The sequence below is a fragment of the Reichenbachiella sp. MSK19-1 genome (assembly GCF_003590315.1).
GTDB lineage: Bacteria > Bacteroidota > Bacteroidia > Cytophagales > Cyclobacteriaceae > Reichenbachiella > Reichenbachiella agariperforans.
Genome location: NZ_MIER01000002.1, coordinates 500,132 through 524,764, shown reverse-complemented (window position 1 = coordinate 524,764; position 24,633 = coordinate 500,132). Strand labels below are relative to the sequence as shown.

Sequence of the window (24,633 nt, the reverse complement as noted above, 5' to 3'; positions counted from 1 at the left end):
GTTAGGCAGCGCTTACAAGAACATTTGCTGCAAAGCAGACCATAGCTGTTTCCTATATTCTACGGAGGCAGCTATGGTTGATAAATCATGCGCCATCACCACTTTTTGGTTTCCCTTTACTCCCATTTGATAAGGAGACAATACACCCAATTCATGTGCCGCTGTAAAAGCAATCACATACTGATGTACCGGGGGCTGCTCCAGAGGAAACGTTCGTACATTTCTACTATCGACTCCATCCCATGTCAGTTTAACTGCCCCTAATATTTTGGTCAAATAGTCCTTTTGCACTGCGAGCATTTCCTCCCCATTTGGGTTTTCAAACAGGATCAGCACCTTATTGATTGGTGCTTGATAGGTAAGTTTGGGATCACTGACCTGTGGTACTGCTTCTACTTTAGAAGCAGATGGCTGCTGAATAGGGGATTTGGTCGCTGCTACTTCATTCACGGCAGAAGACATCTCCACAGGATCAATCTGATACAAGGTCTCATTGATCAGATATTTTAAAAATTCCTGACTTTCACTCATCGAAAAATATAGCTTTTAGTTCGTTAGCTTCTTGTGGTTTCATACGATTGGCTAGCACCAGTCTCATTTGTCGTCTGCGCAATGCTCCTTCATAATGTAATTTTTCCACCGCAGTTTCTGGCGTCACTTCTGGCACACGCCTCGGTTTCCCAGCATCATCCACCGCCACGAAGGTGTAGTAGGCAGAGTTACTCTGCTTCAGTTTTCCATTCGGAATATCCTCAGCAGTTACTTCGATAAAAACCTCCATCGACGAGTTAAATGCACGTGTCACTTTGGCCTTGAGTGTCACTACCTCACCCAGTGCGATGGGCTGAGCGAAAGACACATTATCCACCGAAGCAGTCACTACAATACTACGAGAATGACGCTGCGCACATACTGCAGATGCAATATCCATCATGTGCAGGAGTCTACCTCCCATCAGATTATTTAGGGTATTGGTGTCGTTAGGTAGTACGAGTTCGGTCATTACGACCTCCGATTCGTTGGGTGTTTTGTGGGTTGCTGTTGTCATTTTAATTTTTCCATCCATTGTCACCAAGTAGCGGGACAAATGCGAAATTATTGAATTCTTCCTGTACTATCTGCTGTTCACTGATTTTAGATATACGAAGCATCTTTTGGGATTTCAAATCCCCTACAGGGATAATCAATTTACCGCCTACTTTGAGCTGCTTTACCAAAGGGTCAATCGCCTGTATAGGTGCTCCAGCCGTAACAATAATTCCATCGTAGGGACCTAATTGGGGATAGCCATTGGACCCATCTCCCACCAAAAAATGTGCATGATACCCCATTTTCCCAAGCATCTGCTTGGCAAGCATAGAGAGCTTTTCTTTGTACTCGATCGTCACTACATCTGCTCCCAATTCTAGCAGAATACAACACTGATACCCCGAGCCTGTTCCTACCTCTAATATCTTAGACCCAGGTTTGACATCTAACAAATCACTCTGAAATGCGACGGTATAAGGCTGAGAAATGGTCTGTCCTTCAGCGATAGGAAATGCCTTGTCTTGGTAGGCATGACTATCAAATATCTCATCGAAGAAAACATGACGAGGCACTGTCCCTATGGCCTCTAAAACTCCTTCATTCACGATTCCCTTTTCTCGTAATATTCTCACGAGAGAGCGACGCATTCCTTTATGTTTATAACTATCCTTTACCCCCATATTGAATTTCAAAAATAGAGCAATATTTAACAACTGATCCCCTCAGCAAAACATATTTTTGCTAACATTACAATCTCAAAAAACTAAGCGTCAAGCCTCATGTTTACAGGAATAATCGAAACCCTTGGTAAGGTCATAGCGATCGAAAAAGAAGGTAGCAACCTACACTTCACACTGGAAAGTCCGCTGAGCCACGAACTCAAAATCGATCAAAGTGTAGCTCACAATGGTGTCTGCCTGACAGTCGTTAAAATGGGCAACGGTACGCACACGGTCACTGCAGTAGATGAAACGTTAAAAAAAACTAACCTGAAGCAGTTAGAAATAGGACATGAAGTCAACCTCGAAAGGTGCATGATCGCCAATGGTCGATTCGACGGTCATGTAGTTCAAGGACACGTAGACCAAACCGCTGTTTGCACAGCAAAAACAACACTAGATGGCAGCTGGATTTTTGACTTTGAGTATGATGCAGCCCTAGGAAATGTAACGGTAGAAAAAGGTTCGATATGTATCAATGGTGTGAGTTTAACCTGTTTTAAATCAGGAACAAACACCTTTTCAGTGACCATTATTCCCTACACGATGGAGCACACAGACTTTAAACAACTCGAATCAGGCGATGAAGTAAACCTAGAGTTCGATATAATTGGAAAATATGTTTCTAAACTTTTAAATAACCGCTAAATTAACTGTTTGGTAAATCTAACCCCTAAGTAGAATGGCATTAAAGTGCATGGTAGTTGATGATGATGAGTTAGCAAGACTAATGATTCGAAAGTATGTGGAGAAGACTGATTTCTTAGAGCTAACGCATGAGTTATCCAGTGGTATCGAAGCATCCAACATCCTGTTGCAAAAGGACAACCCTGATGTAGACATCATCTTCTTAGACGTGGAAATGCCTGAAATGTCAGGAATAGAACTGATGGAATCACTGACCTCAGACTATCAAGTAATCATGATTACTTCGGCTGAAAAATATGCCGTTCGTGCGTTCGAAAAAAATGCTACCGATTATCTGGTCAAACCGTTCAGCTACGGTCGTTTCCTCAAAGCGGCCGTCAAAGCCAACGAAACACTCGAAAATCAACGCAAAAAAGCAGAGACGTTTCATGAACTCTATGTTAAATCTGACTCTAGAATCTACAAAATCTGGTTGGAAAACATCCTCTTCATAGAAGCCATGGCAGACTACGTCATCTTCAATACGGTCAAGGGCAAACATATCGTTCACCATACGATGAAAGGTATCGAGAAAAAACTGCCCGGCAGTATGTTTGGGCGCGTGCACCGATCCTACATCATTAACTTTGACAAGGTCGAATACTTTGAAGACATGAATGTAGTGATCAACGACAAGTACATCCCAGTGGGAGTCTCCTATCGTGAAAAAGTATTCGATCGGCTAAACATGCTATAAGCACGACAATGGGTTGCAGCTTTTCCAAAGTTTATCTTTTATCTCCTTAGCTAGAAAACAACTTTGGGAAAATTAGTGATCGTTTTAATACAACTATCCTGATCCCTAGCTCGACCCTATATCATCTCAGTGACATGTGCTATGTCACCACTGTACTTGCTGCACTTAACGCCAAAAGTCTCCAAAAAGTCAACACCTTCGTCACTAGTTAAACCTTTATATTCCGCATAAGATTTAAGATAAATGACTTCTTTGATCCCCATAGAAAAAATAATGCGGGCACATGAGAGACATGGAGACAGCGTCACGTAAAGTGTAGACCCTTCTACGGAAGCCTTATTTTTTACAGCATACAGAATGGCATTTTGTTCGGCATGAATCGCCAGCGAGCAGCTGCCTTTCGAGTCTCTGGCACACCCTTCTCCTGCGAACTCTTCATCACAGTTGTGCGTACCCGATGGAGGCCCATTGTAACCTATAGAAATGATCCGTGTATCCTTGACCAATACTGCACCAACATGACGTTTGATACAATGAGATCGCTTGGCTAGATTCACTGCCAATTCCATAAAAATATCCTCAAAAGCCGGCTTATCCATTTCTCTATTCTTTTACCCATGGCTAAATTAATGAACCCACGGCATTATCCATGACCTATTCGTAAAAGGGTATCTATATTAAATGAAACAAACTCCATCGTTCCAACAATTCAAATTGTACTTAACCAATTAATAGTATCACTTTACATTACCGACTGCAAACAACTGAGTTAAAATAAATTAAAACAGCTATATCAATTTTATCTATCAGAGAAATTATACTAAATCTATCGAGAGAAAGTTGTTTTAATAAATGAGAATAAAGTACTAATTTGCCTCAGATTAATCATCTCAAAACTTCATAAATATCCCATGAGCGATATCAGCATACCACTCCCTATAGACTACTCATACCTGTATGAAATCAGTGACAATGACCGAGATTTCATAAAAGACATGTTGGACACAATTGTAAAAAACACCCCTGGAAATCTGGACGAAATCGGTGCAGCAGAACAAGGTCAAAAATGGAACGAACTAGCACGCTCAGTGCACAAACTAAAGCCTTCGCTTCTATTGCTAAACATTGCTTCCTTGACAGACTTGGTCAAGTCACTGGAAAGCAACGCTAAATCACAAGCAGCCCCAGCAACCATAAAAAAACAGATCGCAGAACTCAAGGAATTCTGCGATCTGTTGGTATCCGAAATCAAGAAAGACATCGCTTCGGACGATTATTAATTTTTATTCCCACTCGATAGTAGCAGGTGGTTTCGAACTGATATCGTAGACCACTCTGTTCACTCCCTTGACACGGTTGATGATATCATTAGACACTTTGGCTAAGAAATCATAAGGCAGGTGACACCAGTCTGCTGTCATACCATCCACACTAGCAACTGCTCTGAGTGCAACTACACTTTCGTAAGTCCTCTCATCGCCCATCACGCCTACTGACTGCACAGGTAGCAACATCGCTCCTGCTTGCCACACATCATCGTACAACCCTGCGTCTTTCAATCCCTTGATAAAGAAATGATCTACCTCTTGCAGCACTCTTACTTTCTCTGCAGTGACATCTCCCAGAATTCTAATACCAAGACCTGGTCCTGGGAAAGGATGACGCCCTAAAATGCTCTCGTCTATTTCCAAGGTTCTACCTACTCGTCTTACCTCGTCCTTGAAGAGGGTATTAAGTGGCTCTACCACTTTCATTTTCATTTTCTCAGGCAGACCACCGACGTTGTGGTGAGACTTGATCGTAACAGAAGGCCCATTAACAGATACCGACTCGATCACATCTGGATAGATCGTTCCTTGACCTAGCCATTTTACATTCTGAATCGCATGTGCCTCCTTATCGAACACCTCGATAAACACACGACCTATTGCTTTTCTTTTGTCCTCTGGATCAGTCAGCCCAGCAAGTGCCGCGTAAAACTCCTGAGAAGCATTGACGCCTTTGACATTGAGTCCCATCCCTTTGTAGGATTCTAAGACATCTTCATATTCGTTCTTTCTGAGTAGACCATTGTCGACGAAAATACAGTGAAGGTTCTTGCCGATGGCCTTATGGATGAGCATGGCTGCTACAGATGAATCAACACCTCCAGAAAGACCTAACACGACCTGATCATCTCCTAGTCTCTCTTTCAACCCCTCGACTGTCGCCTCTACAAAGATGTCTGGTGTCCAGTCCTGACTACATTCACAGATGTGAACCACAAAATTCCTTAAAAGTTTCTTTCCATCATCCGAATGCGTCACTTCGGGATGAAACTGTATCCCCCACATCGGGTGTTCAGTACTCTGGAAGGCAGCAACTCGGACAGAATCTGTACTAGCGATCACCTTTAATCCTGCTGGCACTTCTAAAATGGTATCGCCGTGAGACATCCACACCTGCGAACCGATGTTTACTTCTTTCATCAACTCACTGTGTTGATCCACTTGCGATAGGTTAGCACGTCCGTATTCTCTAATTTCCGAGGGTAAAATCTCTCCCCCTAACTTATGTGCAATGAGTTGTGCACCATAGCATACACCTAAGATCGGTACTTTTCCTACCAAGGCATCTAGATCAATATCTGGATTTTCTTCTTGCCTTACCGAGCAAGGACTACCAGACAAAATAAGCCCTTTGACATTGTCGTCAAAAGCTGGTATTTTGCTAAAAGGGTGGATTTCGCAATATACATTTAGCTCTCTCACGCGTCTAGCGATCAATTGTGTGTACTGAGAACCAAAGTCGAGAATGATGATCTTTTCTGCCATGCGCAAAATTAACACCACATAGCATTCGCACAACCTTTTTCTAAAATAGATTTCAACAAAACGTGAATTGAACAGACTTATTCTATGGGTAGAAAAATCAGAAGCGCTCTAAAGAATACTTGATATATAGGTTGAATGCAGGGACGCTCTTGTCAAAAGTACGACCATAGCCTGGGATAGAAAACACATCCAATGGTGCTTGATCATCATAATCTACCATCACACGCAACCTGACATGAAAACCTGTGTACAGACCTTTCCATATTCGTCGTTCAGAACTCATCACAATTTCTGTCCAAAAAGCCGAAACCTCCTGTCGTTCGAACGGCAGTACAAACGGATCATAAAGCCCTGACGCACTCTCTATCACTGCTTCTCCACTATCCGAATAAGTTGAGTTCCCATAGCGAACACTGAAGACGAAGTTGTTCTTAGGGTTCATATCGATTTTGTATCCCAACCCTACTCGGTAATAGCTCCCTTCTGACACATAGTTAGCATTGACATAGGCTCCTCTTGGCTCTAAACGTGCCATACCATACTCGCCTATGAGCACCAGCTTGTTCCAAAATTCTAGCTGTACTCCTCCTTCATATTTCGTCTCACTCTCCATGAACAAGCCAGTCGCTAACTTACCATAATCCACCAATATAGAAGCAGAAGACAGAACAGGCATACGCGTACTATCAGATGCACCCGTTGATTGCGCTGCCCCTCGATGAGTCACCGCGCCCAAAAACAGAATCAGACTAAAAATATATGTATATCGATGATTCAAAATCAAAACAATCAGATGTTTTACAATTTAACTGTAGACTATCAAACGTATGTGTCATATTCCTCTCATCAAAACCATAGGTTTCGATCAATACATTGCTGTACTCGTCTGTTACGATATTCTTAGAATACCTATAAATATCCAAATCATAGAACTCCCCATCAATCTCTACTGATAGCAAAGAAAAATCACTATTCATATCTAAGGGGACAGACCAAAAAATAGCACTATCCGTATAATATAAAGTTCGATTATTGGCTTTATTGGTAATAGATGAGACCAGCAAGTCACCGCTATTTATAGTCGTTTGGACTGATGTCCATTTCTTTTTGGAAACATTCATGATCGAATCTTGTTGATCAAAATAGGCATAATCCAAATTAACAAGACGACGTTCCTCTAACAATTCATCACGAGTAGCTATCAATGAATCATCCCCCTGACTGATCAACTGATTCAACACAGCAATACTATCTGTCAAGACACTTGCACTATCTGCAAAGTGAGTCAAAGTATCTGTCAATACTTCTATAGAATCAGCCACTATTTCCAGCGTATCCTCCACCTGCACTAAACTATCGATGTTGTAAAAGACTAGATCAATAGTAGGATCTCTTTCCACTAAATCACTTTCCTTTTCGCAGGATACTATCGCCAAAAATCCTAGACTAAGACCTAGTACCAGCCCGACATGTTTTACAAAAAATCGACTCATTTCCATTCTTCGCAAACTTAATCCATTAGCCATATTAAATCACTTTAGACTTAGACTTCTTTAGTTGACGAGAAAAATTATCTCTTTAAATATATGGTCAAAAGATAACAGCGGACTAATTCATATTTCCACTTATCTTGCGGCGATGGTCAAAGTATTCGTATTAGTATTCTTTTGTTGCTTCTATGTCGGTCAACTCCATTCTCAAAATATGGTCATCAACCCTAGTTTTGAGGAGATATGGGACTGCCCATATACCATGGATCAACTGAAGTATGTCAAGTCTTGGTTTCCTTTCGGGACGGCAGACCCCTCTCCAGATTTTTTCCACGGATGTGCCAGTGATGGTTTCATGGGAGTCCCAAACAACATGTTCGGAGAGCAAACAGCACACTCTGGCGAGTCCTACGTCGGGATGATCTGCTACCTCACCTCTCGTAGTGGTCGTGGCTGGAAAGTCCCTGCCAACCATAGAGAATATGTCATGGTGCAGCTAACCAAGCCCCTCGTCGCGGGCAACGAATACTACGGTGAATTCTGGGTCAATCTAGTAGACGCCTGCGAATTCTCTATCAACAACATCGGCATGTACTTCACCAAAGACATGCCTAACTTTGACTGGCAGACCATGAACTTCCACCACTACAAAGCTCAAATAAACAGTGACCCAGACCAACAACTAGATGATAACGAGGAGTGGACGAAGGTCTCTGGCACCTTCACTGCCAAGGGAGGCGAACTGGCACTGACACTAGGCACCTTCCTACCCGACTCTTCCCTAGAGACCAAGCGTACCAAACGAAAATTCATCACAGGTCGCGACAAGAATCTACCCAAACATCTCCAACCCATGATCGCTTACTATCTCATCGATGACATCATCGTCAGACCAGTAGATCCTACCGAGCCGATATTCCCTGAAACTGTAGCTATGCAGCCTATTGATATCGAATATTATGGACCCGCTGAAGTTGGTATGAAATTTACTTTACAGAATATCTACTTCGAATTTGAGAAAGCCACACTACTGCGTAGTTCACTCCTAGAACTAAACAAGCTAAAAGACTATCTGGTAAAACACCCCCATATCAAAATCCAAATCGAAGGACATACGGACAATGTGGGGTCTCGTGAGATCAATCAAAAACTATCGACCGAAAGAGCCAAATCCGTAGTAGAATTCCTGATTGCCAATGGCATCAGTGATTTTCGCCTAGAGTACATCGGACATGGTAGCTCCTACCCCATCGTCCCCAACGACACACCACAAAACCGTGCACTCAATCGCCGGGTCGAATTTTCTATCTTGGAGAACTAAATCATCCTCTGAGCAAATCCACGAGACATTAACTTTCTAATAAGGCAATCAATCACCTCAACTCAAGGGGTCGGGGAACTCTTCTGCGAGCTAAACCCTACAGGCTATTCTACGATAAAAAAAGCGCTGAACTGGAAGATTCACTTTCCGGTTCAGCGCTTTTTTGATACCCGACAGTCGACAACTATCACAGGCATTCTCTAAAACCTATTAGGCATCCATAGCAACATTAGCCATCACGTAGTACCTCGGATCGTCTACATCAGAGATGATAATCTCCTCTAGTTTTGGATTGGCCTTCGTCAGAATATTCTTACAATCTGCACTAAGGTGTTTCAATTTCAGCGACTTACCCGCTTCCTCATATTTATTAACAATCGTCTGGATCGCTTCTACCCCCGAATGATCCGATACTTTAGAGTCGATAAAGTCAATTTCTACATGGTCTGGATCTTCCTTGACTGTAAACTTCGCATTGAATGCCGTTACAGATCCGAAAAACAATGGTCCCCATATCTCATACACTTTGGTGCCGTCTTCTTTCATGGTCTTGCGCGCACGAATTTTCGTCGCATTTTGCCATGCAAACACCAGTGCCGATACAATCACTCCACATACTACTGCGATCGCTAAGTCAAACACTACGGTCACACCTGACACCAGTATTAGTACAAAAGCATCCGCCAATGGAATCTTGTGCAGGATTCTGAAACTAGACCAAGCAAAAGTCCCAATCACTACCATAAACATCACTCCGACCAACGCCGCAATAGGAATCTGCTCTATATAAGGAGAGAAAAACAAAATGAACGATAACAACATCAGCGCTGCAACTACACCTGATAGTCGCCCTCTACCCCCTGAGTTCACATTGATCATGGACTGACCGATCATGGCACATCCACCCATTCCTCCGAAGAAACCGTTCAGCAGGTTAGCTCCTCCTTGTGCGATACATTCTCTATTGCTACTCCCTCTCGTCTCTGTGATTTCATCGATCAGGGTCAGGGTCATCAGAGACTCTATCAAGCCAATAGCCGCCAAAATCAATGCATAAGGAAATATAAACACCAAAGTATCCCAAGTCAACGGTACCTGTGGAATCAAAAAGGATGGCAAACCACCTTCTATTCCTTCACCTCCATTCGCTACGACAAAAGACTTTACCGTCGCGGTATCTACTCCACCGAATACCGCAATGAGTGTGACTACTACGATCGCTACCAATCCTGCGGGCACCTTAGAGGTCAGTTTGGGAAGCCCAAACATGATCCCCATGGTCAAAGCGACTAGGCCTAGCATAACCAATAAGTCTGACCCTGCCAGCCATTCGCCACCAGATTTGAACATCCCAAGCTGAGATAAGAAGATCACGATTGCCAAACCATTGACAAAACCAAGCATCACAGGATGTGGAATCAAACGAACAAACTTACCGAGTTTGAATACACCAGCAGCCACCTGCATGAGTCCCATCAAAATCAGCGTCGCAAACAAATACTGCACTCCACCATTCTCCACGCCAGGCATCAGCTCATTACCCTCAGCGACCAACGCCACCATCACGACTGCCAAAGCTCCTGTGGCTCCCGAAATCATCCCTGGTCTACCACCAAATATAGCAGTCACTAACCCCATCATAAAGGCACCATAAAGACCTATCAATGGATCAATCCCTGCCACAAAGGCAAAGGCTACTGCCTCTGGCACCAAAGCCAAAGCCACAGTGATCCCAGATAAAACATCATTCTTAGCGTTTTTAGATTTCTTCTTGATCAATTCAATCATAACAATCGTGTATTTCTAAAATGGAGCGCAAACTTAGTCAGCATACCCATCAAACACAGATATTATTATGAAATCTCAAATAATTAGGAATTTTACCGATAATATCACACAACAAGCCAAGGCCAAACTGCGCCTCTTAACAGGCAGTAATAAATTTCAAAATCGACCACCATTGTAGATTTCAAATCTCTATTCTGGAACTTTTTGAAAGTGTGGCTATGTTTGCGCCCGATTAATCATCAGCACAATTGAGTCAATAGCATAGTTATGTCAGATAAAAGAGTAGTAGTCACAGGAATGGGAGCTGTCACGCCCCTAGGTAATGATGTTAAAACCTTTTGGGAGAATGCCGTAAATGGTGTCAGTGGTGCAGCCCGTATCACCCGTTTCAATCCCGAAAAATTCAAAACACAGTTCGCTTGTGAGGTCAAAGATTTTGATCCCAAACTACGGCTCGAACGCAACGAAATCAAACGAACCGATCTATATACCCAATTCGGGATAGACGCTGCGGCACAAGCTATCGATGACGCAGGTTTTGAATTTGATAAAATGGATCCGTTTGATGTGGGCGTCATCTGGGGTACAGGACAGGGTGGTCTCGAAACCCTCGAAAAAGAGGTTCAAAACTATACTACCAACGGGTTCGAACCAAGGTTCAACCCCTTCCTCATCCCTAAAATGCTCGGGAATATGGCAGGAGGCATGATCGCACTCAAATACGGATACATGGGCATCAACTTCTCTACCGTGTCGGCATGTGCTACATCCAACACGTCAATCATGGATGCCATGAACTATATCAAGCTCGGCAAAGCCAAAATCATCGTCACAGGTGGTTCGGAAGCACCCGTGACTGAAGCATCCATTGGCGGGTTCAGTGCGATGAAAGCACTATCCACCAGAAATGACAACCCAGAATCCGCTTCTAGACCCTATGATCCAGATCGTGATGGTTTTGTCATGGGCGAAGGAGGTGGCGCACTCGTACTCGAAGACTATGAACATGCCAAAGCACGTGGAGCGCATATCTATGCCGAACTAGTTGGTTCATCTATGACTAATGATGCCTACCACATGACAGCCACACACCCAGAAGGATTAGGTGCCTATCAAGCGATGAAACTTGCCCTAAACGAAGGCCATATCAATCCGTCCGAAGTAGACTATATCAATACCCACTCGACCTCCACGCCCGTCGGTGATATCAGTGAGCCTCAGGCAATTCGCAGGTTAATGGAAGGTCAAACCAACAACGCATCCATCAGCGGTACCAAATCGATGACAGGCCACCTGCTCGGCGCAGCAGGCGTAGTAGAAGCGATTCTATCGATCAACAGTATCATTCACAACATCATTCCTCCTACTATCAATACCGAATCCATAGACCCAGTCATAGGCGATGATTTAGATATCGTCATCAAAGAAGCCCGCGAAAAAGAAGTAAAAATAGCCATGAGTAACACTTTTGGTTTCGGAGGACACAACGGGATCGCTGTGTTTAGAGAATTAAAATAAAGCAATCAAGTAAATCAAAAGGCTCCAACTTTCTAGTTGAAGCCTTTTGATTATCTCAACTGAACACGTTGTATTTGCACAACAGTTTCTGTACTGAGCTTAAGCAAATAAGTTCCTTTGGCCTGCTGCCCCATATCAAACTCGACTTTATCTCCTACTCTTCGATAAACTACCTCAATAGTTTTACCCATAATATCTAATACTTCAAAATTCACAAAGTTACCGTCCAAAGGCAACTGGACTGTAAAGAGCCCACTATTCGGGTTGGGATAAACCAATACATTGCCTACTTCGACATTTGGCAACACAGTGATCACATCAAAACGCTCTGTTGTTCCATCAAAATCTGTCTGAGACAGTCGATAATAAGCCGTCTCTTCTCCTCTGCTTAGATCTCTATAGAGATACTCATTTGGTTGATTAGTGGTACCGTTTCCACTTACAGTAGCTATTCGCATCCAGACGGTTTCATTCTTTAATTTTTCTATTGTGAAATAGTCATTTTCAATTTCACTTACCGTAACCCATTTCAATAAGTTGTACCCATTCTCATAAGTACCCTCCCAACTACGTAAAACCACTGGCAATGGACCTTCTTCTGATTCAATTACACCATTGGATGCTCCTCCTTGATAGGCAGGGTTTTCGGGGGTATCATTCCCTTGCTCCGCTGATCCCGAAGCAGGCTCTGTCCCATTAATCCCTCCTGCCCCTTGACTATTGTCTGAGCTAAAATTAGAAGCAGGCACAGATCCAGAAAAAATAGACACCCCTTTTCCACCACCACCTCCTCCACCGTGCGGAAGCGTATAAGTAGATGACTGTCCCTCGCCCCCTTTGGCTTCTGTGACCAAAGAACAAGAAAGTGCCCATGTATTAACTTGAAATAGCAATGTACCACCTGCACCTGCACCAGGAGCACCTTCCCAACCTGCGTCTACGCTTGGATATGGGAATCCTTCTCCATTTGCTGTAATAGACACTCCTGAACCACAAGGAACAGAAACTGTATTGGCCTGAATCATTATGATCCCACCACCATCTCCACCTTCTTCAGAATCCCCACCAGCTGAGTTGTCTTGTTGGCCACCACCTCCGCCTCCTCCCATAAATATACGACTGGCGGTAACATAGTCGCTCAAATCAACTCCACCATATCCTCCTGCACCGGTACCTGCGTCTCCAGCGGGATCATCGTAGCACCCGGCTGCATTGTCACTTTCGTTATAACCTGGGCCACCCGCCCCACCAGCGGTAAAATTACCACCACCACCACCACCAGAGTTGTGCTTATTACCACCACCTCCACCGTTGGCCATTTTAGCTCGCGCCCCTTCATAGGCTGTATTGCTATTTAAATAGACCCCCTCCCCTTTTCGACCATATTGACCGTCATTCGTACGATATACAGAGGCCTCACAATTCCCATTAGATTCATTGCTCGGATTCAAATCACCTCCTCTAAAACCTGCTCCATCAAGATTTATATTATGGTTTAGTGTGAATGTACCTGTGACTTTTATTGCAAAAACTCCCCCGATAATTCCATTCCATTCCAGAGCTGTCAGATCATCTGTAGTAGAAAAATTTTCGAATGAGGGGAAAGAAATAACCTGTACCAATGAGTTAGCACCAGTATTATAGGTATTGGACAGTGTACTAGTCAATACTATTTCATTCGTCCCCATATCTACAGATGCGATAGTCGCTTTTTCATAGAGCCCTGCACTAGCTATGGTGCTTATATCTCCAAAAGAAGGATTATTCCCCGTATTACCCCCGATTACGTCATCCTGCATTTGCATAATGATCAACTGTTCTCCTACCGCAAAATCATCATTAGTCACGTCTGCATCAGAAATAGTAAGTGTCGTACCCGAGACGTCAGTGACACGAGCGTAAGCATTAATTACTTCTTGCGCTTCTATTTCCCCTCCTAGAACCACCAACAGTAGAATCAGACCAAAACAAACACTATATTTCATACCAACTAGTTTATACATCTTGCAAATTAAACAATACACCATAAAATAACGTAAATCAGACGGGATCACCGTCACTAGATACCTTGTATAGGTAGGATAGTAACCTGTACTAACCAAACAAATCACAGTTCTAGACATTCATTCCTCCACCCTTTTTAATTAGATTTGATTTTTCGTCAAAATCTAATTAAAAATATAGATCGATTGAAACCTCCCCTCATGAACAAGCAACTGGAAAACCTGATCAGCGCATTCCTGTTGTTTTTAACCAGTCTCGGTATTGGCCTTTTGGGGTTTTCGTGGATCGAAGACCTCAACTTTGTCAATGCCCTCTACATGACCATCATCACTGTGGGGACTGTTGGCTTCACAGAGGTAAAAGAACTCAGCCAGGAGGGGCGAATCTTTACTTCTATCTACATTCTATTAAATCTGGGGCTATTCGCCTATGTAGTATCCGTTTTGTCTAGTTATTTTTTCGAAGGAAAGCTCAAAACAATTTTTAAAAGCTATAAATCAAGTATGGAAATCAGCAAACTAAGTGGGCATGTGATCGTGTGTGGTTTTGGCCGAAATGGTGGCCGTGCCTGTGAAGAGCTTCAAAAAAGTGGTAGAGAATTCGTGATCATCGAAAAAGATCCTGAGATGAAAGACATCATCCCCGAGAATATGAAATGGTACATCGGTGATGCGACTCAAGATGACAACCTGAAAGATATCGGGATAGAAAAGGCCTCCACGATCATCATCACTACCCCCGACGATGCTTCCAACGTCTTCATCACACTAACAGCTCGTCACCTCAACGAAAAAATCAAAATTATTGTCCGTTCGACCAACGTGGAAACCGAACAAAAACTCTACCGAGCGGGAGCTGACAAAGTCGTCATGCCCGACATGCTAGGTGGCATGTTCATGGCGCAACTCGTGACCAAACCTATCGTCATCGAGTTTCTAGACCTACTCAACGGTGTCTCAGGTACCAGCTACCATCTAGAAGAAGTAGGCTATGACCAACTCAAATCCCAGTATCAAGACAAAACACTCCGAGAACTAAACATCCCAGCTATAACTGGAGCTATTGTCTTAGGCGTCAAAGACAACATCAAAGGACTGATCCCAGGACCTTCTGCGGATACATTCATCGGTCACGATGATCACCTTATCGTCCTAGGTTCAGAGACCACTCTCCAAAAATTCATGAAAGAATATACACTGACCAAAAACAAACTTTAGCCATTATCTATAACATCCAACCCAAAAATCTCAGCAACTGGAACTATTTTTATTTTGAGATTATCCTTATCCTCATTAGAGGAAAGATATAATTTCGTATCGTCTGATAGCTTCAGGTAGGCGGCATAGCTTTCCTTTCTGATTGTAGAGCCAACATTCACTCGAGTATAGATATACTGGCTAGTCTGGAGTCTATTGATATAGATTTTCACTGCGCGATCATATTTTATCCATTCGCCGAACTTGATATAAAATACTGAATGAAAATTTCTATAACGACGAGATGCTGTATCGAACTCCACACCACTATGTGTCGTCAGAATTACTCCACCGATTAGCAATAGTATCGGCGACCAATACACAGCACCGAAGAGTGATAAAACAGCCATAAAAAGCAATAGCCCTCCCAGTATTTGAAAATGAGCAGGGAATAAATTGTCCGACTTGATCTTAATAAGATGATTCATATCAGATCAAAGATAGTATCTAAAAATTACGATCTCTCTTAGTCAATGATGGTTATCTTTGTCGTAAGATTCCATTTATAGAACAAGCATATTAAATTGATATTATGGCCGCAGCTTCTACATCACCACGTGTCTTAAATAAGGCGAAACTCAAGACTGAGATCAGTTTTGCCATCGTGCATCTCCTACCATTAGGTGCGCTATATACTGGCGCTACTACCTTTGACTGGATCGTTTGCGCTTTCCTATACTTCTTTCGGATGTTTTGGGTCACGGGAGGGTATCACCGGTATTTTGCCCACCGATCATACAAAACCTCACGTTTTTTCCAATTCATCATTGCATTCATGGCCCAGACTTCTGCCCAAAAAGGCGCCCTCTGGTGGGCTGGACATCACCGAGTACACCACAGAACCAGTGACACTTATGATGATCCACATTCAATGAAACATTATGGATTTTGGTATTCGCACGTGGGTTGGATCGTAGGGCCGGATTACAAAGAGACAGATTACAAAATCATCGCTGACTACTCCAAATACCCTGAGCTCTTCTGGCTCAACAAGTACTATCTCGTACCTCCTTTTGTACTGGCGGTGATCGTCATGATGCTGGGTGGAATCGTCAATGGTGGTAGCATCATGACAATGTTTACCACCGCAGGGTTTTCTAGTCTGTTCGTTGGATTTTTCTTAAGTACTGTACTGCTGTATCATGGCACGTTTAGCATCAACTCTATCATGCACAAATTCGGAAAGCAGCGCTATGAATCCAATGACGAATCTAAGAACAATTTGATTTTAGCCTTGGTCACTCTGGGTGAGGGCTGGCACAACAACCACCACTACTACGAAGTAGCTGCACGTCAGGGATTCTTCTGGTGGGAAATCGACATTACCTACTATATCCTCAGAGCGTTAGCATTCTTTGGTATTGTATGGGATCTGAGAGGGGTTCCTGATCACATCAAATACTCCAAAAACAAGGAAGAAGCACGTGAGCTAGCCAAGCAAGCAAAACAATAGCAGTGCCGCACAGAAATAATTTATAGATAACAAAAGCGCCCAATACCGATGACGGTATTGGGCGCTTTTGCTTTAACATAGCAACTTGATCTAAATACTAATCTCCTTGGACTCCTGATGTTGAAGCGCAGTATCCTTATTTCTCTTTTCTTGAATTGAGGTTACCCAGATTTTAAACTCTCGGTGGGCTGCCTTGCTAAACTTCTTGGCTTGCTTGTCTACTTTCTTTGCACCTTTCTTAACAGCTTTTCCAGTCTTTTTCATCACAGGTTTCACTTCCTTCTCGACTTTCTTGTAGCCCTTTTTGGTTTCGTCACCGATCTTCTTTCCTGTCTTTCGAAGATCCTTTTTCATCCTATCCAAATCCACACGACTGTGTTCTTGTTTAGACTCGGCAGCCATAATGGGGTTGAAAAACACTAACCCACCCATGAGCCACATCAAATACGCTAACTTCTTCATAACTATTCCTCTTTTGATGATACATAAATTTAGGACTCATACAGTTCGATAGGCAAGCCGTCAGGGTCACTCGTGAAAGTAAAACGCTTGCCGGTGTATTCGTCCACACGGATAGTTTCAACAATCAAGCCATAATTCACCAAGCGCTGCACTTCTGCTTCAATATCCTCCACCACAAATGCCAAATGTCTCAAACCAGCTGCTTCAGGACGTGAAGGACGAGCCGGTGGATTAGGGAAGGAAAATAATTCGATGATGTACTGCCCGTTCAACGCCAAATCCAGCTTATAAGAATTACGTACCTCCCGGTAGACTTCTTGGATGATCTCTAGTCCGAGTACACGAACATAAAAATCCTTAGAGATTTCATAATCAGAGCAGATAATGGCAATGTGATGTATCGATTTCATAAACCTAAAACTAGTACAACCTAGAGTCAACAAGGAAAATAGCACACTGTTTTTCTTTCTTAACCAAACTACGTATCTCCACAATATTTACTATTTCCCTCTGTAATTCTCAAGCTAAAAAAGCGCTGAAAATATTTTCAGTTCAAAACACAACTATCCTCTTTTCTTTTCGATAAATTCATCCAATTTATTTTGAATGATGGAACGATGATTCATCCAAAAACAGAGCTAAAACACATCAATGATGTAGTCGGATACGGGGTATTCGCTACACAATTCATCCCAGAAGGGACGATCGTATATGTCAAGGACAGCCTAGAGCTAGAAATCACGCCTATGGACTACCTGACTCATACACCCGAAATGAAAACAGTGATAGACAAGTACTCCTACATCGACGAGTCTGGCAACAGAATCGTCAGCTGGGACTTTGCCAAGTATGTCAACCACTGCTGCAACTGTAACACCATGAGTACAGGGTACGGATTTGAGATAGCCATCCGAGATATCAAAAAAGGAGAACAAATCACCGACGAATACGGGATATTCAACATCGATGAGGAAATGGATTTGGTCTGTCACGAACACTCCTGCCGGCGCAAAATCACCTTGGATGACTTTGACAACTACTACCAGCAATGGGACATCAAAATCCAAAAATCACTAACCCAATTGTTAGAAGTCTACCAGCCACTCATGGGGTTCGTTACACCACAGACCCGCACGCAGCTAGATGCCTACTTTGCCGATCCCCAGCAATACAAATCGGTGTACTCACTAAAATACCACGGAACAAATGGAGCAAAACAAAAAACAAAAAAGCTTCCCCGAAAAAAGAAAGCTACTCTACCGCTAGACTTAATCGCCCATGCACCATTGGCCAACACAAAATAGTCCCGTTCGCTATAACCAAAAGCCCTCTATTATTACAGAGGGCTTTTTCTACATCTTAGTCTAACCACCTATTCGTAGTAATGCTGATACTCCGTCGGCATAGCATCTAGAGATCGGATTTGTATTCCTTTGTAAAAGACCTCTGCAGCTTCACTTTGCAATTGGATTCTTCCTTTGACAAGAGGGATTGGTTTTCCGTCCACCATTTGGCGTGAGTGATCTAGTATCATCACCACTTCACCATTGACTATGTGTAGACTCTTCCCCTCATAGCAAATGAGATCCAATGTATTCCACTCTCCTGTCGGTCGCTCAAAATTAGCACTGCGCATACAATAGCCTTTGATCGATTGATCTTGACCAAAAGATAAAAAAGGCTGACTATCGTCAGCCACTGGACTCATGATTCCCTCGGGCAAATAGGCACGGATATCTATAGCCGAATTGGCTTGGCTCCAATAGTCTCCCATATGTCCTTCCATAATTTGAAACTCCTGAGACAGCATCCATGACCGCCAATATTCCGCACCCATAGGCCCCACCGAATGATACAGAATGCCCGCATCCTTCAGTAGATGTTCTCTCGGAGGCCAGACTTGCTCGCCCCATCTAAACTCCACCTTCAGATGGTAGTTGTCATAGCTATTCTTTGTGATCACACAGCCATAGTACTCACCACTCACATGTAGCACAGGCTCACCCTCTTCTTCTATCACCCGAAACACATCATAACCTTCGGGATTCAATCCCACGGGTGCTACCTCTACACTATCTGCATCTAGCGGTATCGAACCGTTATAGCCATACTGGTGCTTGTAGCTAAGATAGGTGTCCCACTGGCTCATCTCTGTATCCAGGAGAGACTCCCATTTTGGTTCTTGGCATGATAAGGTCAAACATGCTATGATCAAACATGATATTTTAAATGAAGTGTTCAAAAAGAGTACTCGGTTCATGGTCTTGCGTTTTCTGTTCCTGTAAACATAACCGAGAAGCATAAAGGAGAGAAACCCCTGCACAAAAAAAAAGGGTTCGGTAGTACCGAACCCTTCTAAACTTACTGCTAACCTAACTTATGAGTTACTCATTTCATCAAACTTTTGCTTGATATCTTCTTTAGTTTCTTTCAGTTCACTGGCCATATTATCATAGGCTCTATTGACATCAGATTTGACTTCATTCCAGTTGTCCTTTGAAGAACTTTTAACTTCAGCCAAAGCATCAGACACATCCTTTTTCTTGGCTTCTAAGTTGTCAACCGCTTCTTCGAAGTTTCGTTCTACAGGACCTTCATCGATATTCATTTTATCTTTTAGATCATCTATTGAGTCGTCGATATCTTCCTCCATAGACTCTAACTTTTCGACTAGTTCCTCTCTCTGTTGTTCAAAGTCATCTGACAGGTCATTTTCTGTCATGTCGTTGCTACTCTCTTTCTGCGTCTTGCCTGTACATGAAGCAAGAGCGAGCATAGCAACTAATACAAGTGACAAAAGTGATACTGGGGTATGATTGATTTTTAAAGTTTTCATGTTTGTTATTTTTTGATTTGTCTACTGTAGTTCGAAAAAACGTGCCAACCATCCCAAACGTCATTCAAACGGCTTTTCATACCAGCTGCTGAGGCTACCGAGCTACATACTGTAGACTCATCTCTACAATATGTAGTCTACAACTCACTTCTGATCTATTGTTAAGAATAGGTACGGTTTTTTCATGATATACATCAAAATCAACACCTCCACGAAACCCATACACCATGAGAGCAACGAAAAAATACTTTAACAGATCATTTGTAGAAGCAAACCTAAGACTGTTTCGTGCGAAACTGGATAAGGGGTTTCCACTCACAGCGTTTTATAAAAAAGGGAATGGCATCAAAACCATATTGAACCACACGGGTCGGTTTACAGATTTCAAAGGCGTATTCTTCATCGTAGATTATAGAAACACGCCCATACTGGCTAGCGAATCCAAACATGTAATTCAGGATATTCAAAATCTCGTCCGCGGACGTAGAGTCAAAGACAGAAAATATCTCAAAAAACTATCGCAAAAGTATGGCTACAGCACCCTACTGGCTGGACAGGAATACATGAAAGACATGCATGTCAACTGGATAGAACTCCCTGATCAGGCAGAACGCATCCTGCTCAGAAAGTTCTTAAAACCAGAGGTGGTCATCAAGGCCTAACCTCCATTATCTATTGGCTAGTTTAAATGTGATCGGTAGTACCATTCTGACACTTACTGCTTTCCCACGTTGCTTGCCAGGGTTCCAGTCGGGTGCCTCTTGGACTATTCTAGCCGCTTCTTCATCACATCCTCCGCCTATGCCTTTAACTACTTTGACGTCACTGATCTGCCCCGTGCTATTGACGACAAACTGCACAAAGACTCTACCCTGTACATTGTTTAGACTGGCAGTTCTAGGGTACTTGACATTTTCTCCTACATATTGATAAAATGCTGCCATACCGCCTACGGGCTCGGGCTTGTCCTCTACGATCAAAAATATCTCCTCCGCGACCTCTTCCTCTGGCTCTTCTTCAACGAACTCTATCTCCTCAACTACCATATCTTCTGTCGTTTCCACGTCCATGTTGACCTTGATCTCTTCTAGTATGACTTCATCTGGCACCTCCACTATGACTGGTTGTTGTACCACTTGCTCTGGAGGTGGAGGTGGGGCTTGCTGCGTCTGTGGTATTTCTAACACCTCTTCAAAATCCGCCTTTTCCATCACCAACTCATCAACAATAGCTGTGTCTTCAAACTTCCACTGAAAGGCCAAGTTCACAGCAAACAGCGCCACAGCCAACCCGATAAAAAAGAACATGCGACGCTGCCCTCTTAGCTTATCGGCCCGTTCTTGCTTCCATTGGATGAGTTCATCATAATCTTGCTGCTTAAGCACCAAAGGCTGTGCTGCTATTGGTTTCGCATTGTTTTCTTTAGGTCTATTCGTATTAACAGCCATCAATTCAGCTTTCCAGAGCTGAGTGACTGTCGCATTATTTTCTATGGTTTTCATGACTTTGTGGGTTGCGTTCTGTTTTTCTTTTAGACACCTAAATTGGCCATTATCTCTTCCAAAAAGAATGACGCTATCCCCATCAAATCATGATTTACATCATCTAAATGCACACCCACAAACAAAAAAAGCCGACCCGAAAGTCAGCTTTTGTATCTTGATCGCTTAGCGATAATTAACTCACCGAGATCAACTCAATATCGAATATCAACGCCGCGAAAGGAGGAATATCCTGTCCAGCACCTCTGTCTCCATAAGCGAGATCATACGGGATGTAAAGTTTCCACTTGTCCCCTGGCACCATTAGCTGTAGCGCTTCGGTCCACCCTGCAATCACTCCCCCTACTGGGAAAGTTGCAGGCTGTCCACGCTGCACCGAACTATCGAATACTTGTCCGTTGATCAACTGACCTGTATAATGTGTCGTCACTTGGCTAGCCGCCGTAGGCTTAGTACCCGCTGCGTCTCCAGACTCGATGATCTCGTACTGTAGACCACTCGCTAAAGTCACTACACCCTCTTTTGCACTATTTTCTTTGAGAAACGCCTCTCCTTCATCTTTCACACCAGCGTGTGCATTTGCCTTGAGTTCGCCGATTTTCTTCTGGAGTACTTCGTTGATCTCTTCTGGAGAGATGGCACTCTGTCCCGCGAAAGAATCCGACAGTCCACTCATGAACGCATCTATATCAAATGCCTTATCAAAACCTTCACTCGCAAAGTTTTGTCCTACACTCTGACCCAGTCCGTAACTAAACTTTTGGTCTTCGCTATTTAATTCTACCATTGTCATAATTATTTAGCTCGCAAAGGTAAAAATTATTACCAGACCTTTTTTGATTATCTAATGATATGACATAAAGTGGCTATAACTTTAAGACTCAACCTTCATTTCATGTCCTATATAATTTCTTAACTCTAGTTTTGTTACCTTGGCTTTCATATGTCTATGAGATTACAACGCCTTCTACCCATATTCATACTATTCATCGTAACCGGATTGCAAAGTAGCTACTCGCAACAGTCCGTATTAATGAAGGCTTTCGAAGAAAGAATCGAAAGTCTCCCCTATCAAATTCAAATTGATACCCTTCTTAGCACAAGTCTTCTACCAGTATCCGATTCTTTGCCAGGAGCCATTGTTTTAGCAAAGAGAGCACTTGAAATCAGTTTGAAAAATCATTATATAATTGGATCAGCTATTAGCTATCAATATCTAGGCAATGCTCAGTTTTTAGAAGATCAATTTGATCGTGCTCTAATCAATCTCGAAGCAGGTATAAAAATCTATGATTCGCTAAAAGATACCAAAGGAGTCATGAATTGTCAAAAATCAATGGGCTCCGTCTACATGAAAATGGGCAACTATGACGAAGCAATAAAGCGATATCTGATCGCTATGAAAATAGCAGAGCAACTATTAGGCAAGGATACTACAGCTGAAATATACGGGCACATAGGCACTGCACTAAACTACCAAAGAAAGTATGATCAAGCCATCTCCTACTTAGAAACAGCTCTATCAAAAAACCCTCCTTTGTCCATAAAACATAAGATTCTCAACAGCCTCGGCATCTCCATAAAACACACTGGAGATTTCAAAAAAGCTGAAGAGTACTATCTAGAAAGTGCGCGAATATGTATCGAAACACAAACTGATATGTGCGAAGTATATGCATACAATAGCCTAGTATCTCTATACAGAGAAATCGATCAACCCAAAGCAATTCAGTATGCACACAAGATCATAGACCAATTAGAAAACGTAAAAAGAAATAAAGAAATACTCGTATCAGTATACAATAACCTAGGAGCCATATATATGGATCAACTCAAGTATGATCAAACCATCTTCTATTTAAAGAAAGCGCTAGCCCTGTCCAAAGAAACCCACCAAGGAAACAGATATATCATACATGCCAACCTCTCCTTTGCCTACGAAGACACCAAGCAGTACAAACTCGCACTGGAGCACATCACCACCTACTGGCAATTTAAAGACAGCTTGCTATCAGTGGAAAAAAGTAAACTAGTGGAAGAGTATCTCACTAAATTTCAAGTCGAAAAAAAAGAAAAAGAAATCATGCTTCTCAAAAAAGACAAAGAGTTGCAAGAGGCTAAACTCGCCAACAACAAAGCAGAACTACACAAACAGGCATTGATCAGAAACACCTCCATAGCGAGCTCCATCCTCATCATTACGGTGATGTTCGTGATGTTCGTATTCTACAGACAGAAAACAAAGGACAAAGAACTACTCGCTCTACAAGCAAAAGAAGTCGCAAAACAAAAAAAGCTAGAGCTGATTCGTACACACGAGATCAAAACTATCCAAGCGAGCATAGAGGGTCAAGAACACGAACGGCAAAGAATCGCAAAAGAACTCCATGATGGGATCGCTGGCTCATTAGCTAGCATTAAGCTGAGCCTTTCACAACTGACAGACAAATACGGTGCGAGTGAACCATTGAAGAAAATCATCACAAACCTAAACGACACCTATGAAGAAGTACGTACGATCTCGCACCATCTAACACCCCCTCGTATTACCAATACGTCGTTCATTGAACTGATAGACAACTATCTCAAAGAACTATCTGCTTTGTGCAAGATACACATAGGGACACACTACTATCCAAAAGACAAAATAGACCAGCTACCAGAGCATATTAAATCAGAGATCTACCGAATCCTCCAAGAGCTCATCACCAATATAATCAAGCACTCCCAAGCCAAACACATTGAGATCAACTTCACCATTACAGATGGACGACTCAGCTTGTTAGTCGAGGACAACGGCGTTGGGTTCAACACCCAGACCACTACCACTGGAATAGGACTGAGAAACATTGTATCCAGAGTAGAATTACTCCATGGTGAGATTGATATTGACTCCTATCTCGGACGGGGAACCATCCTCAATATTGCTATCCCCATCTCAGGATAAGAAAACGCTCCTCCGAGTACTGCTCTAGCAGCCTCCTCATATGCTCCCTAAGGATAGAGCAAAAACTACTACATAAAAAATCCCCCTCAGACCAATAGCCCAAAGGGGATT

26 protein-coding genes are annotated in these 24,633 nt (G+C 42.8%); 10 read left to right on the top strand and 16 right to left on the bottom strand.

Annotated features, from left to right (window positions below):
- Positions 1-12: 12 nt before the first annotated feature.
- Genes BGP76_RS02385 through BGP76_RS02375 form a run of 3 tightly spaced genes read right to left on the bottom strand, consistent with a single transcriptional unit; the run spans position 13 to position 1,676 of the window.
- The gene (locus BGP76_RS02385; RefSeq protein WP_119843463.1) at positions 13-531 is read right to left on the bottom strand and encodes a hypothetical protein; all 519 of its coding nucleotides are present in this window, start codon (positions 529-531) and stop codon (positions 13-15) included.
- On the bottom strand, positions 524-1,048 hold the full coding sequence (locus BGP76_RS02380) for an acyl-CoA thioesterase (RefSeq protein ID WP_255416037.1): 525 nt from the start codon (positions 1,046-1,048) through the stop codon (positions 524-526). Before BGP76_RS02380 ends, BGP76_RS02385 begins: the two co-directional genes overlap by 8 nt.
- Before the next feature lies 1 nt (position 1,049).
- Complete coding sequence (locus BGP76_RS02375; RefSeq protein WP_255416036.1) at positions 1,050-1,676, bottom strand: protein-L-isoaspartate(D-aspartate) O-methyltransferase; 627 nt, start codon at positions 1,674-1,676, stop codon at positions 1,050-1,052.
- Between the two features lie 132 nt (positions 1,677-1,808).
- On the opposite strand from BGP76_RS02375, the gene BGP76_RS02370 reads away from it, so the two are divergent.
- Together BGP76_RS02370 and BGP76_RS02365 are read left to right on the top strand one after the other, a co-directional pair.
- Complete coding sequence (locus BGP76_RS02370) at positions 1,809-2,396, top strand: riboflavin synthase (protein WP_073119635.1); 588 nt, start codon at positions 1,809-1,811, stop codon at positions 2,394-2,396.
- Between the two features lie 34 nt (positions 2,397-2,430).
- Positions 2,431-3,132: a LytTR family DNA-binding domain-containing protein gene (locus BGP76_RS02365; protein ID WP_073119637.1), complete on the top strand. Its 702-nt coding sequence runs from the start codon at positions 2,431-2,433 to the stop codon at positions 3,130-3,132.
- Between the two features lie 116 nt (positions 3,133-3,248).
- Here the strand turns inward: BGP76_RS02365 and BGP76_RS02360 are convergent, their stop codons facing one another.
- On the bottom strand, positions 3,249-3,731 hold the full coding sequence (locus tag BGP76_RS02360) for a dCMP deaminase family protein (protein ID WP_073119639.1): 483 nt from the start codon (positions 3,729-3,731) through the stop codon (positions 3,249-3,251).
- Between the two features lie 312 nt (positions 3,732-4,043).
- On the opposite strand from BGP76_RS02360, the gene BGP76_RS02355 reads away from it, so the two are divergent.
- The gene (locus BGP76_RS02355) at positions 4,044-4,412 is read left to right on the top strand and encodes an Hpt domain-containing protein (RefSeq protein WP_073119640.1); all 369 of its coding nucleotides are present in this window, start codon (positions 4,044-4,046) and stop codon (positions 4,410-4,412) included.
- Between the two features lie 3 nt (positions 4,413-4,415).
- On the opposite strand, the gene guaA is transcribed toward BGP76_RS02355, so the two are convergent.
- From guaA to BGP76_RS02340, 3 genes are all read right to left on the bottom strand, one after another.
- On the bottom strand, positions 4,416-5,945 hold the full coding sequence (gene guaA, locus BGP76_RS02350) for a glutamine-hydrolyzing GMP synthase (RefSeq protein WP_119843461.1): 1,530 nt from the start codon (positions 5,943-5,945) through the stop codon (positions 4,416-4,418).
- Positions 5,946-6,042: 97 nt separating this feature from the next.
- On the bottom strand, positions 6,043-6,723 hold the full coding sequence (locus BGP76_RS02345) for a DUF6048 family protein (protein WP_119843460.1): 681 nt from the start codon (positions 6,721-6,723) through the stop codon (positions 6,043-6,045).
- Entirely contained in the window at positions 6,695-7,471 is a 777-nt protein-coding gene (locus tag BGP76_RS02340; RefSeq protein ID WP_147407348.1) for a hypothetical protein, read from the bottom strand. The genes BGP76_RS02345 and BGP76_RS02340 overlap by 29 nt, the downstream gene beginning before the upstream one ends.
- Positions 7,472-7,583: 112 nt before the next feature.
- Here BGP76_RS02340 and BGP76_RS02335 point away from each other — a divergent pair, with 112 nt between their 5' ends.
- A complete protein-coding gene (locus tag BGP76_RS02335) occupies positions 7,584-8,756 on the top strand; it encodes an OmpA family protein (RefSeq protein WP_084190333.1) in 1,173 nt (390 codons plus the stop codon).
- A 210-nt stretch (positions 8,757-8,966) separates the two neighbouring features.
- Here the strand turns inward: BGP76_RS02335 and BGP76_RS02330 are convergent, their stop codons facing one another.
- Positions 8,967-10,544, bottom strand: a complete 1,578-nt coding sequence (locus BGP76_RS02330) for a SulP family inorganic anion transporter (RefSeq protein ID WP_119843458.1) — start codon at positions 10,542-10,544, stop codon at positions 8,967-8,969.
- Positions 10,545-10,811: 267 nt separating this feature from the next.
- On the opposite strand from BGP76_RS02330, the gene fabF reads away from it, so the two are divergent.
- Positions 10,812-12,062, top strand: a complete 1,251-nt coding sequence (fabF, locus tag BGP76_RS02325; protein ID WP_119843457.1) for a beta-ketoacyl-ACP synthase II — start codon at positions 10,812-10,814, stop codon at positions 12,060-12,062.
- 50 nt (positions 12,063-12,112) lie between these two features.
- Here fabF and BGP76_RS20580 read toward each other — a convergent pair whose 3' ends face one another.
- On the bottom strand, positions 12,113-14,047 hold the full coding sequence (locus BGP76_RS20580; RefSeq protein WP_158584009.1) for a T9SS type A sorting domain-containing protein: 1,935 nt from the start codon (positions 14,045-14,047) through the stop codon (positions 12,113-12,115).
- A 219-nt stretch (positions 14,048-14,266) separates the two neighbouring features.
- Between BGP76_RS20580 and BGP76_RS02315 the strand changes: the two genes are divergently transcribed.
- Entirely contained in the window at positions 14,267-15,283 is a 1,017-nt protein-coding gene (locus tag BGP76_RS02315) for a TrkA family potassium uptake protein (RefSeq protein ID WP_073119655.1), read from the top strand.
- Here BGP76_RS02315 and BGP76_RS02310 read toward each other — a convergent pair.
- Complete coding sequence (locus tag BGP76_RS02310) at positions 15,280-15,750, bottom strand: hypothetical protein (protein WP_119843455.1); 471 nt, start codon at positions 15,748-15,750, stop codon at positions 15,280-15,282. The genes BGP76_RS02315 and BGP76_RS02310 overlap by 4 nt on opposite strands.
- A 104-nt stretch (positions 15,751-15,854) precedes the next feature.
- Here BGP76_RS02310 and BGP76_RS02305 point away from each other — a divergent pair, with 104 nt between their 5' ends.
- Positions 15,855-16,775, top strand: coding sequence for an acyl-CoA desaturase (locus BGP76_RS02305; protein ID WP_119843454.1), 921 nt, complete (start codon positions 15,855-15,857; stop codon positions 16,773-16,775).
- Positions 16,776-16,865: 90 nt separating this feature from the next.
- Here BGP76_RS02305 and BGP76_RS02300 read toward each other — a convergent pair whose 3' ends face one another.
- Both BGP76_RS02300 and BGP76_RS02295 read right to left on the bottom strand, forming a co-directional pair.
- Positions 16,866-17,237: a hypothetical protein gene (locus tag BGP76_RS02300; RefSeq protein WP_073119659.1), complete on the bottom strand. Its 372-nt coding sequence runs from the start codon at positions 17,235-17,237 to the stop codon at positions 16,866-16,868.
- A 29-nt stretch (positions 17,238-17,266) separates the two neighbouring features.
- Positions 17,267-17,647 (bottom strand): VOC family protein, encoded by a 381-nt coding sequence (locus BGP76_RS02295; RefSeq protein WP_119843453.1) that lies wholly within the window; start codon positions 17,645-17,647, stop codon positions 17,267-17,269.
- Between the two features lie 207 nt (positions 17,648-17,854).
- On the opposite strand from BGP76_RS02295, the gene BGP76_RS02290 reads away from it, so the two are divergent.
- Positions 17,855-18,541: an SET domain-containing protein gene (locus tag BGP76_RS02290; RefSeq protein ID WP_119843452.1), complete on the top strand. Its 687-nt coding sequence runs from the start codon at positions 17,855-17,857 to the stop codon at positions 18,539-18,541.
- Between the two features lie 68 nt (positions 18,542-18,609).
- Here the strand turns inward: BGP76_RS02290 and BGP76_RS02285 are convergent, their stop codons facing one another.
- Together BGP76_RS02285 and BGP76_RS02280 are read right to left on the bottom strand one after the other, a co-directional pair.
- Complete coding sequence (locus BGP76_RS02285; protein ID WP_119844307.1) at positions 18,610-19,497, bottom strand: DUF1080 domain-containing protein; 888 nt, start codon at positions 19,495-19,497, stop codon at positions 18,610-18,612.
- A 117-nt stretch (positions 19,498-19,614) separates the two neighbouring features.
- Entirely contained in the window at positions 19,615-20,073 is a 459-nt protein-coding gene (locus BGP76_RS02280) for a hypothetical protein (RefSeq protein ID WP_147407347.1), read from the bottom strand.
- A 227-nt stretch (positions 20,074-20,300) separates the two neighbouring features.
- On the opposite strand from BGP76_RS02280, the gene BGP76_RS02275 reads away from it, so the two are divergent.
- A complete protein-coding gene (locus tag BGP76_RS02275) occupies positions 20,301-20,735 on the top strand; it encodes a hypothetical protein (protein WP_073119667.1) in 435 nt (144 codons plus the stop codon).
- A gap of 6 nt (positions 20,736-20,741) precedes the next feature.
- On the opposite strand, the gene BGP76_RS02270 is transcribed toward BGP76_RS02275, so the two are convergent.
- Positions 20,742-21,575 carry an energy transducer TonB gene (locus BGP76_RS02270; protein WP_255416035.1) on the bottom strand — a complete coding sequence of 278 codons (834 nt, stop codon included), beginning with the start codon at positions 21,573-21,575 and terminating at the stop codon, positions 20,742-20,744.
- Positions 21,576-21,750: 175 nt separating this feature from the next.
- Positions 21,751-22,368 carry an FKBP-type peptidyl-prolyl cis-trans isomerase gene (locus tag BGP76_RS02265; RefSeq protein WP_119843450.1) on the bottom strand — a complete coding sequence of 206 codons (618 nt, stop codon included), beginning with the start codon at positions 22,366-22,368 and terminating at the stop codon, positions 21,751-21,753.
- Positions 22,369-22,608: 240 nt separating this feature from the next.
- Here BGP76_RS02265 and BGP76_RS02260 point away from each other — a divergent pair, with 240 nt between their 5' ends.
- The gene (locus tag BGP76_RS02260) at positions 22,609-24,522 is read left to right on the top strand and encodes a tetratricopeptide repeat protein (protein WP_158584007.1); all 1,914 of its coding nucleotides are present in this window, start codon (positions 22,609-22,611) and stop codon (positions 24,520-24,522) included.
- The last annotated feature ends 111 nt before the right edge of the window (positions 24,523-24,633 follow it).

What these genes read in the sequence shown, in the direction of transcription:
- BGP76_RS02385 (WP_119843463.1), bottom strand. Translation starts at nt 531, where the DNA reads ATGAGTGAAAGTCAGGAATTTTTAAAATATCTGATCAATGAGACCTTG.
- BGP76_RS02380 (WP_255416037.1), bottom strand. Translation starts at nt 1,048, where the DNA reads ATGACAACAGCAACCCACAAAACACCCAACGAATCGGAGGTCGTAATG.
- BGP76_RS02375 (WP_255416036.1), bottom strand. Translation starts at nt 1,676, where the DNA reads ATGCGTCGCTCTCTCGTGAGAATATTACGAGAAAAGGGAATCGTGAAT.
- BGP76_RS02370 (WP_073119635.1), top strand. Translation starts at nt 1,809, where the DNA reads ATGTTTACAGGAATAATCGAAACCCTTGGTAAGGTCATAGCGATCGAA.
- BGP76_RS02365 (WP_073119637.1), top strand. Translation starts at nt 2,431, where the DNA reads ATGGCATTAAAGTGCATGGTAGTTGATGATGATGAGTTAGCAAGACTA.
- BGP76_RS02360 (WP_073119639.1), bottom strand. Translation starts at nt 3,731, where the DNA reads ATGGATAAGCCGGCTTTTGAGGATATTTTTATGGAATTGGCAGTGAAT.
- BGP76_RS02355 (WP_073119640.1), top strand. Translation starts at nt 4,044, where the DNA reads ATGAGCGATATCAGCATACCACTCCCTATAGACTACTCATACCTGTAT.
- guaA (WP_119843461.1), bottom strand. Translation starts at nt 5,945, where the DNA reads ATGGCAGAAAAGATCATCATTCTCGACTTTGGTTCTCAGTACACACAA.
- BGP76_RS02340 (WP_147407348.1), bottom strand. Translation starts at nt 7,471, where the DNA reads ATGGCTAATGGATTAAGTTTGCGAAGAATGGAAATGAGTCGATTTTTT.
- BGP76_RS02335 (WP_084190333.1), top strand. Translation starts at nt 7,584, where the DNA reads ATGGTCAAAGTATTCGTATTAGTATTCTTTTGTTGCTTCTATGTCGGT.
- BGP76_RS02330 (WP_119843458.1), bottom strand. Translation starts at nt 10,544, where the DNA reads ATGATTGAATTGATCAAGAAGAAATCTAAAAACGCTAAGAATGATGTT.
- fabF (WP_119843457.1), top strand. Translation starts at nt 10,812, where the DNA reads ATGTCAGATAAAAGAGTAGTAGTCACAGGAATGGGAGCTGTCACGCCC.
- BGP76_RS20580 (WP_158584009.1), bottom strand. Translation starts at nt 14,047, where the DNA reads ATGAAATATAGTGTTTGTTTTGGTCTGATTCTACTGTTGGTGGTTCTA.
- BGP76_RS02315 (WP_073119655.1), top strand. Translation starts at nt 14,267, where the DNA reads ATGAACAAGCAACTGGAAAACCTGATCAGCGCATTCCTGTTGTTTTTA.
- BGP76_RS02310 (WP_119843455.1), bottom strand. Translation starts at nt 15,750, where the DNA reads ATGAATCATCTTATTAAGATCAAGTCGGACAATTTATTCCCTGCTCAT.
- BGP76_RS02305 (WP_119843454.1), top strand. Translation starts at nt 15,855, where the DNA reads ATGGCCGCAGCTTCTACATCACCACGTGTCTTAAATAAGGCGAAACTC.
- BGP76_RS02300 (WP_073119659.1), bottom strand. Translation starts at nt 17,237, where the DNA reads ATGAAGAAGTTAGCGTATTTGATGTGGCTCATGGGTGGGTTAGTGTTT.
- BGP76_RS02295 (WP_119843453.1), bottom strand. Translation starts at nt 17,647, where the DNA reads ATGAAATCGATACATCACATTGCCATTATCTGCTCTGATTATGAAATC.
- BGP76_RS02290 (WP_119843452.1), top strand. Translation starts at nt 17,855, where the DNA reads ATGATTCATCCAAAAACAGAGCTAAAACACATCAATGATGTAGTCGGA.
- BGP76_RS02285 (WP_119844307.1), bottom strand. Translation starts at nt 19,497, where the DNA reads ATGAACCGAGTACTCTTTTTGAACACTTCATTTAAAATATCATGTTTG.
- BGP76_RS02280 (WP_147407347.1), bottom strand. Translation starts at nt 20,073, where the DNA reads ATGAAAACTTTAAAAATCAATCATACCCCAGTATCACTTTTGTCACTT.
- BGP76_RS02275 (WP_073119667.1), top strand. Translation starts at nt 20,301, where the DNA reads ATGAGAGCAACGAAAAAATACTTTAACAGATCATTTGTAGAAGCAAAC.
- BGP76_RS02270 (WP_255416035.1), bottom strand. Translation starts at nt 21,575, where the DNA reads ATGAAAACCATAGAAAATAATGCGACAGTCACTCAGCTCTGGAAAGCT.
- BGP76_RS02265 (WP_119843450.1), bottom strand. Translation starts at nt 22,368, where the DNA reads ATGACAATGGTAGAATTAAATAGCGAAGACCAAAAGTTTAGTTACGGA.
- BGP76_RS02260 (WP_158584007.1), top strand. Translation starts at nt 22,609, where the DNA reads ATGAAGGCTTTCGAAGAAAGAATCGAAAGTCTCCCCTATCAAATTCAA.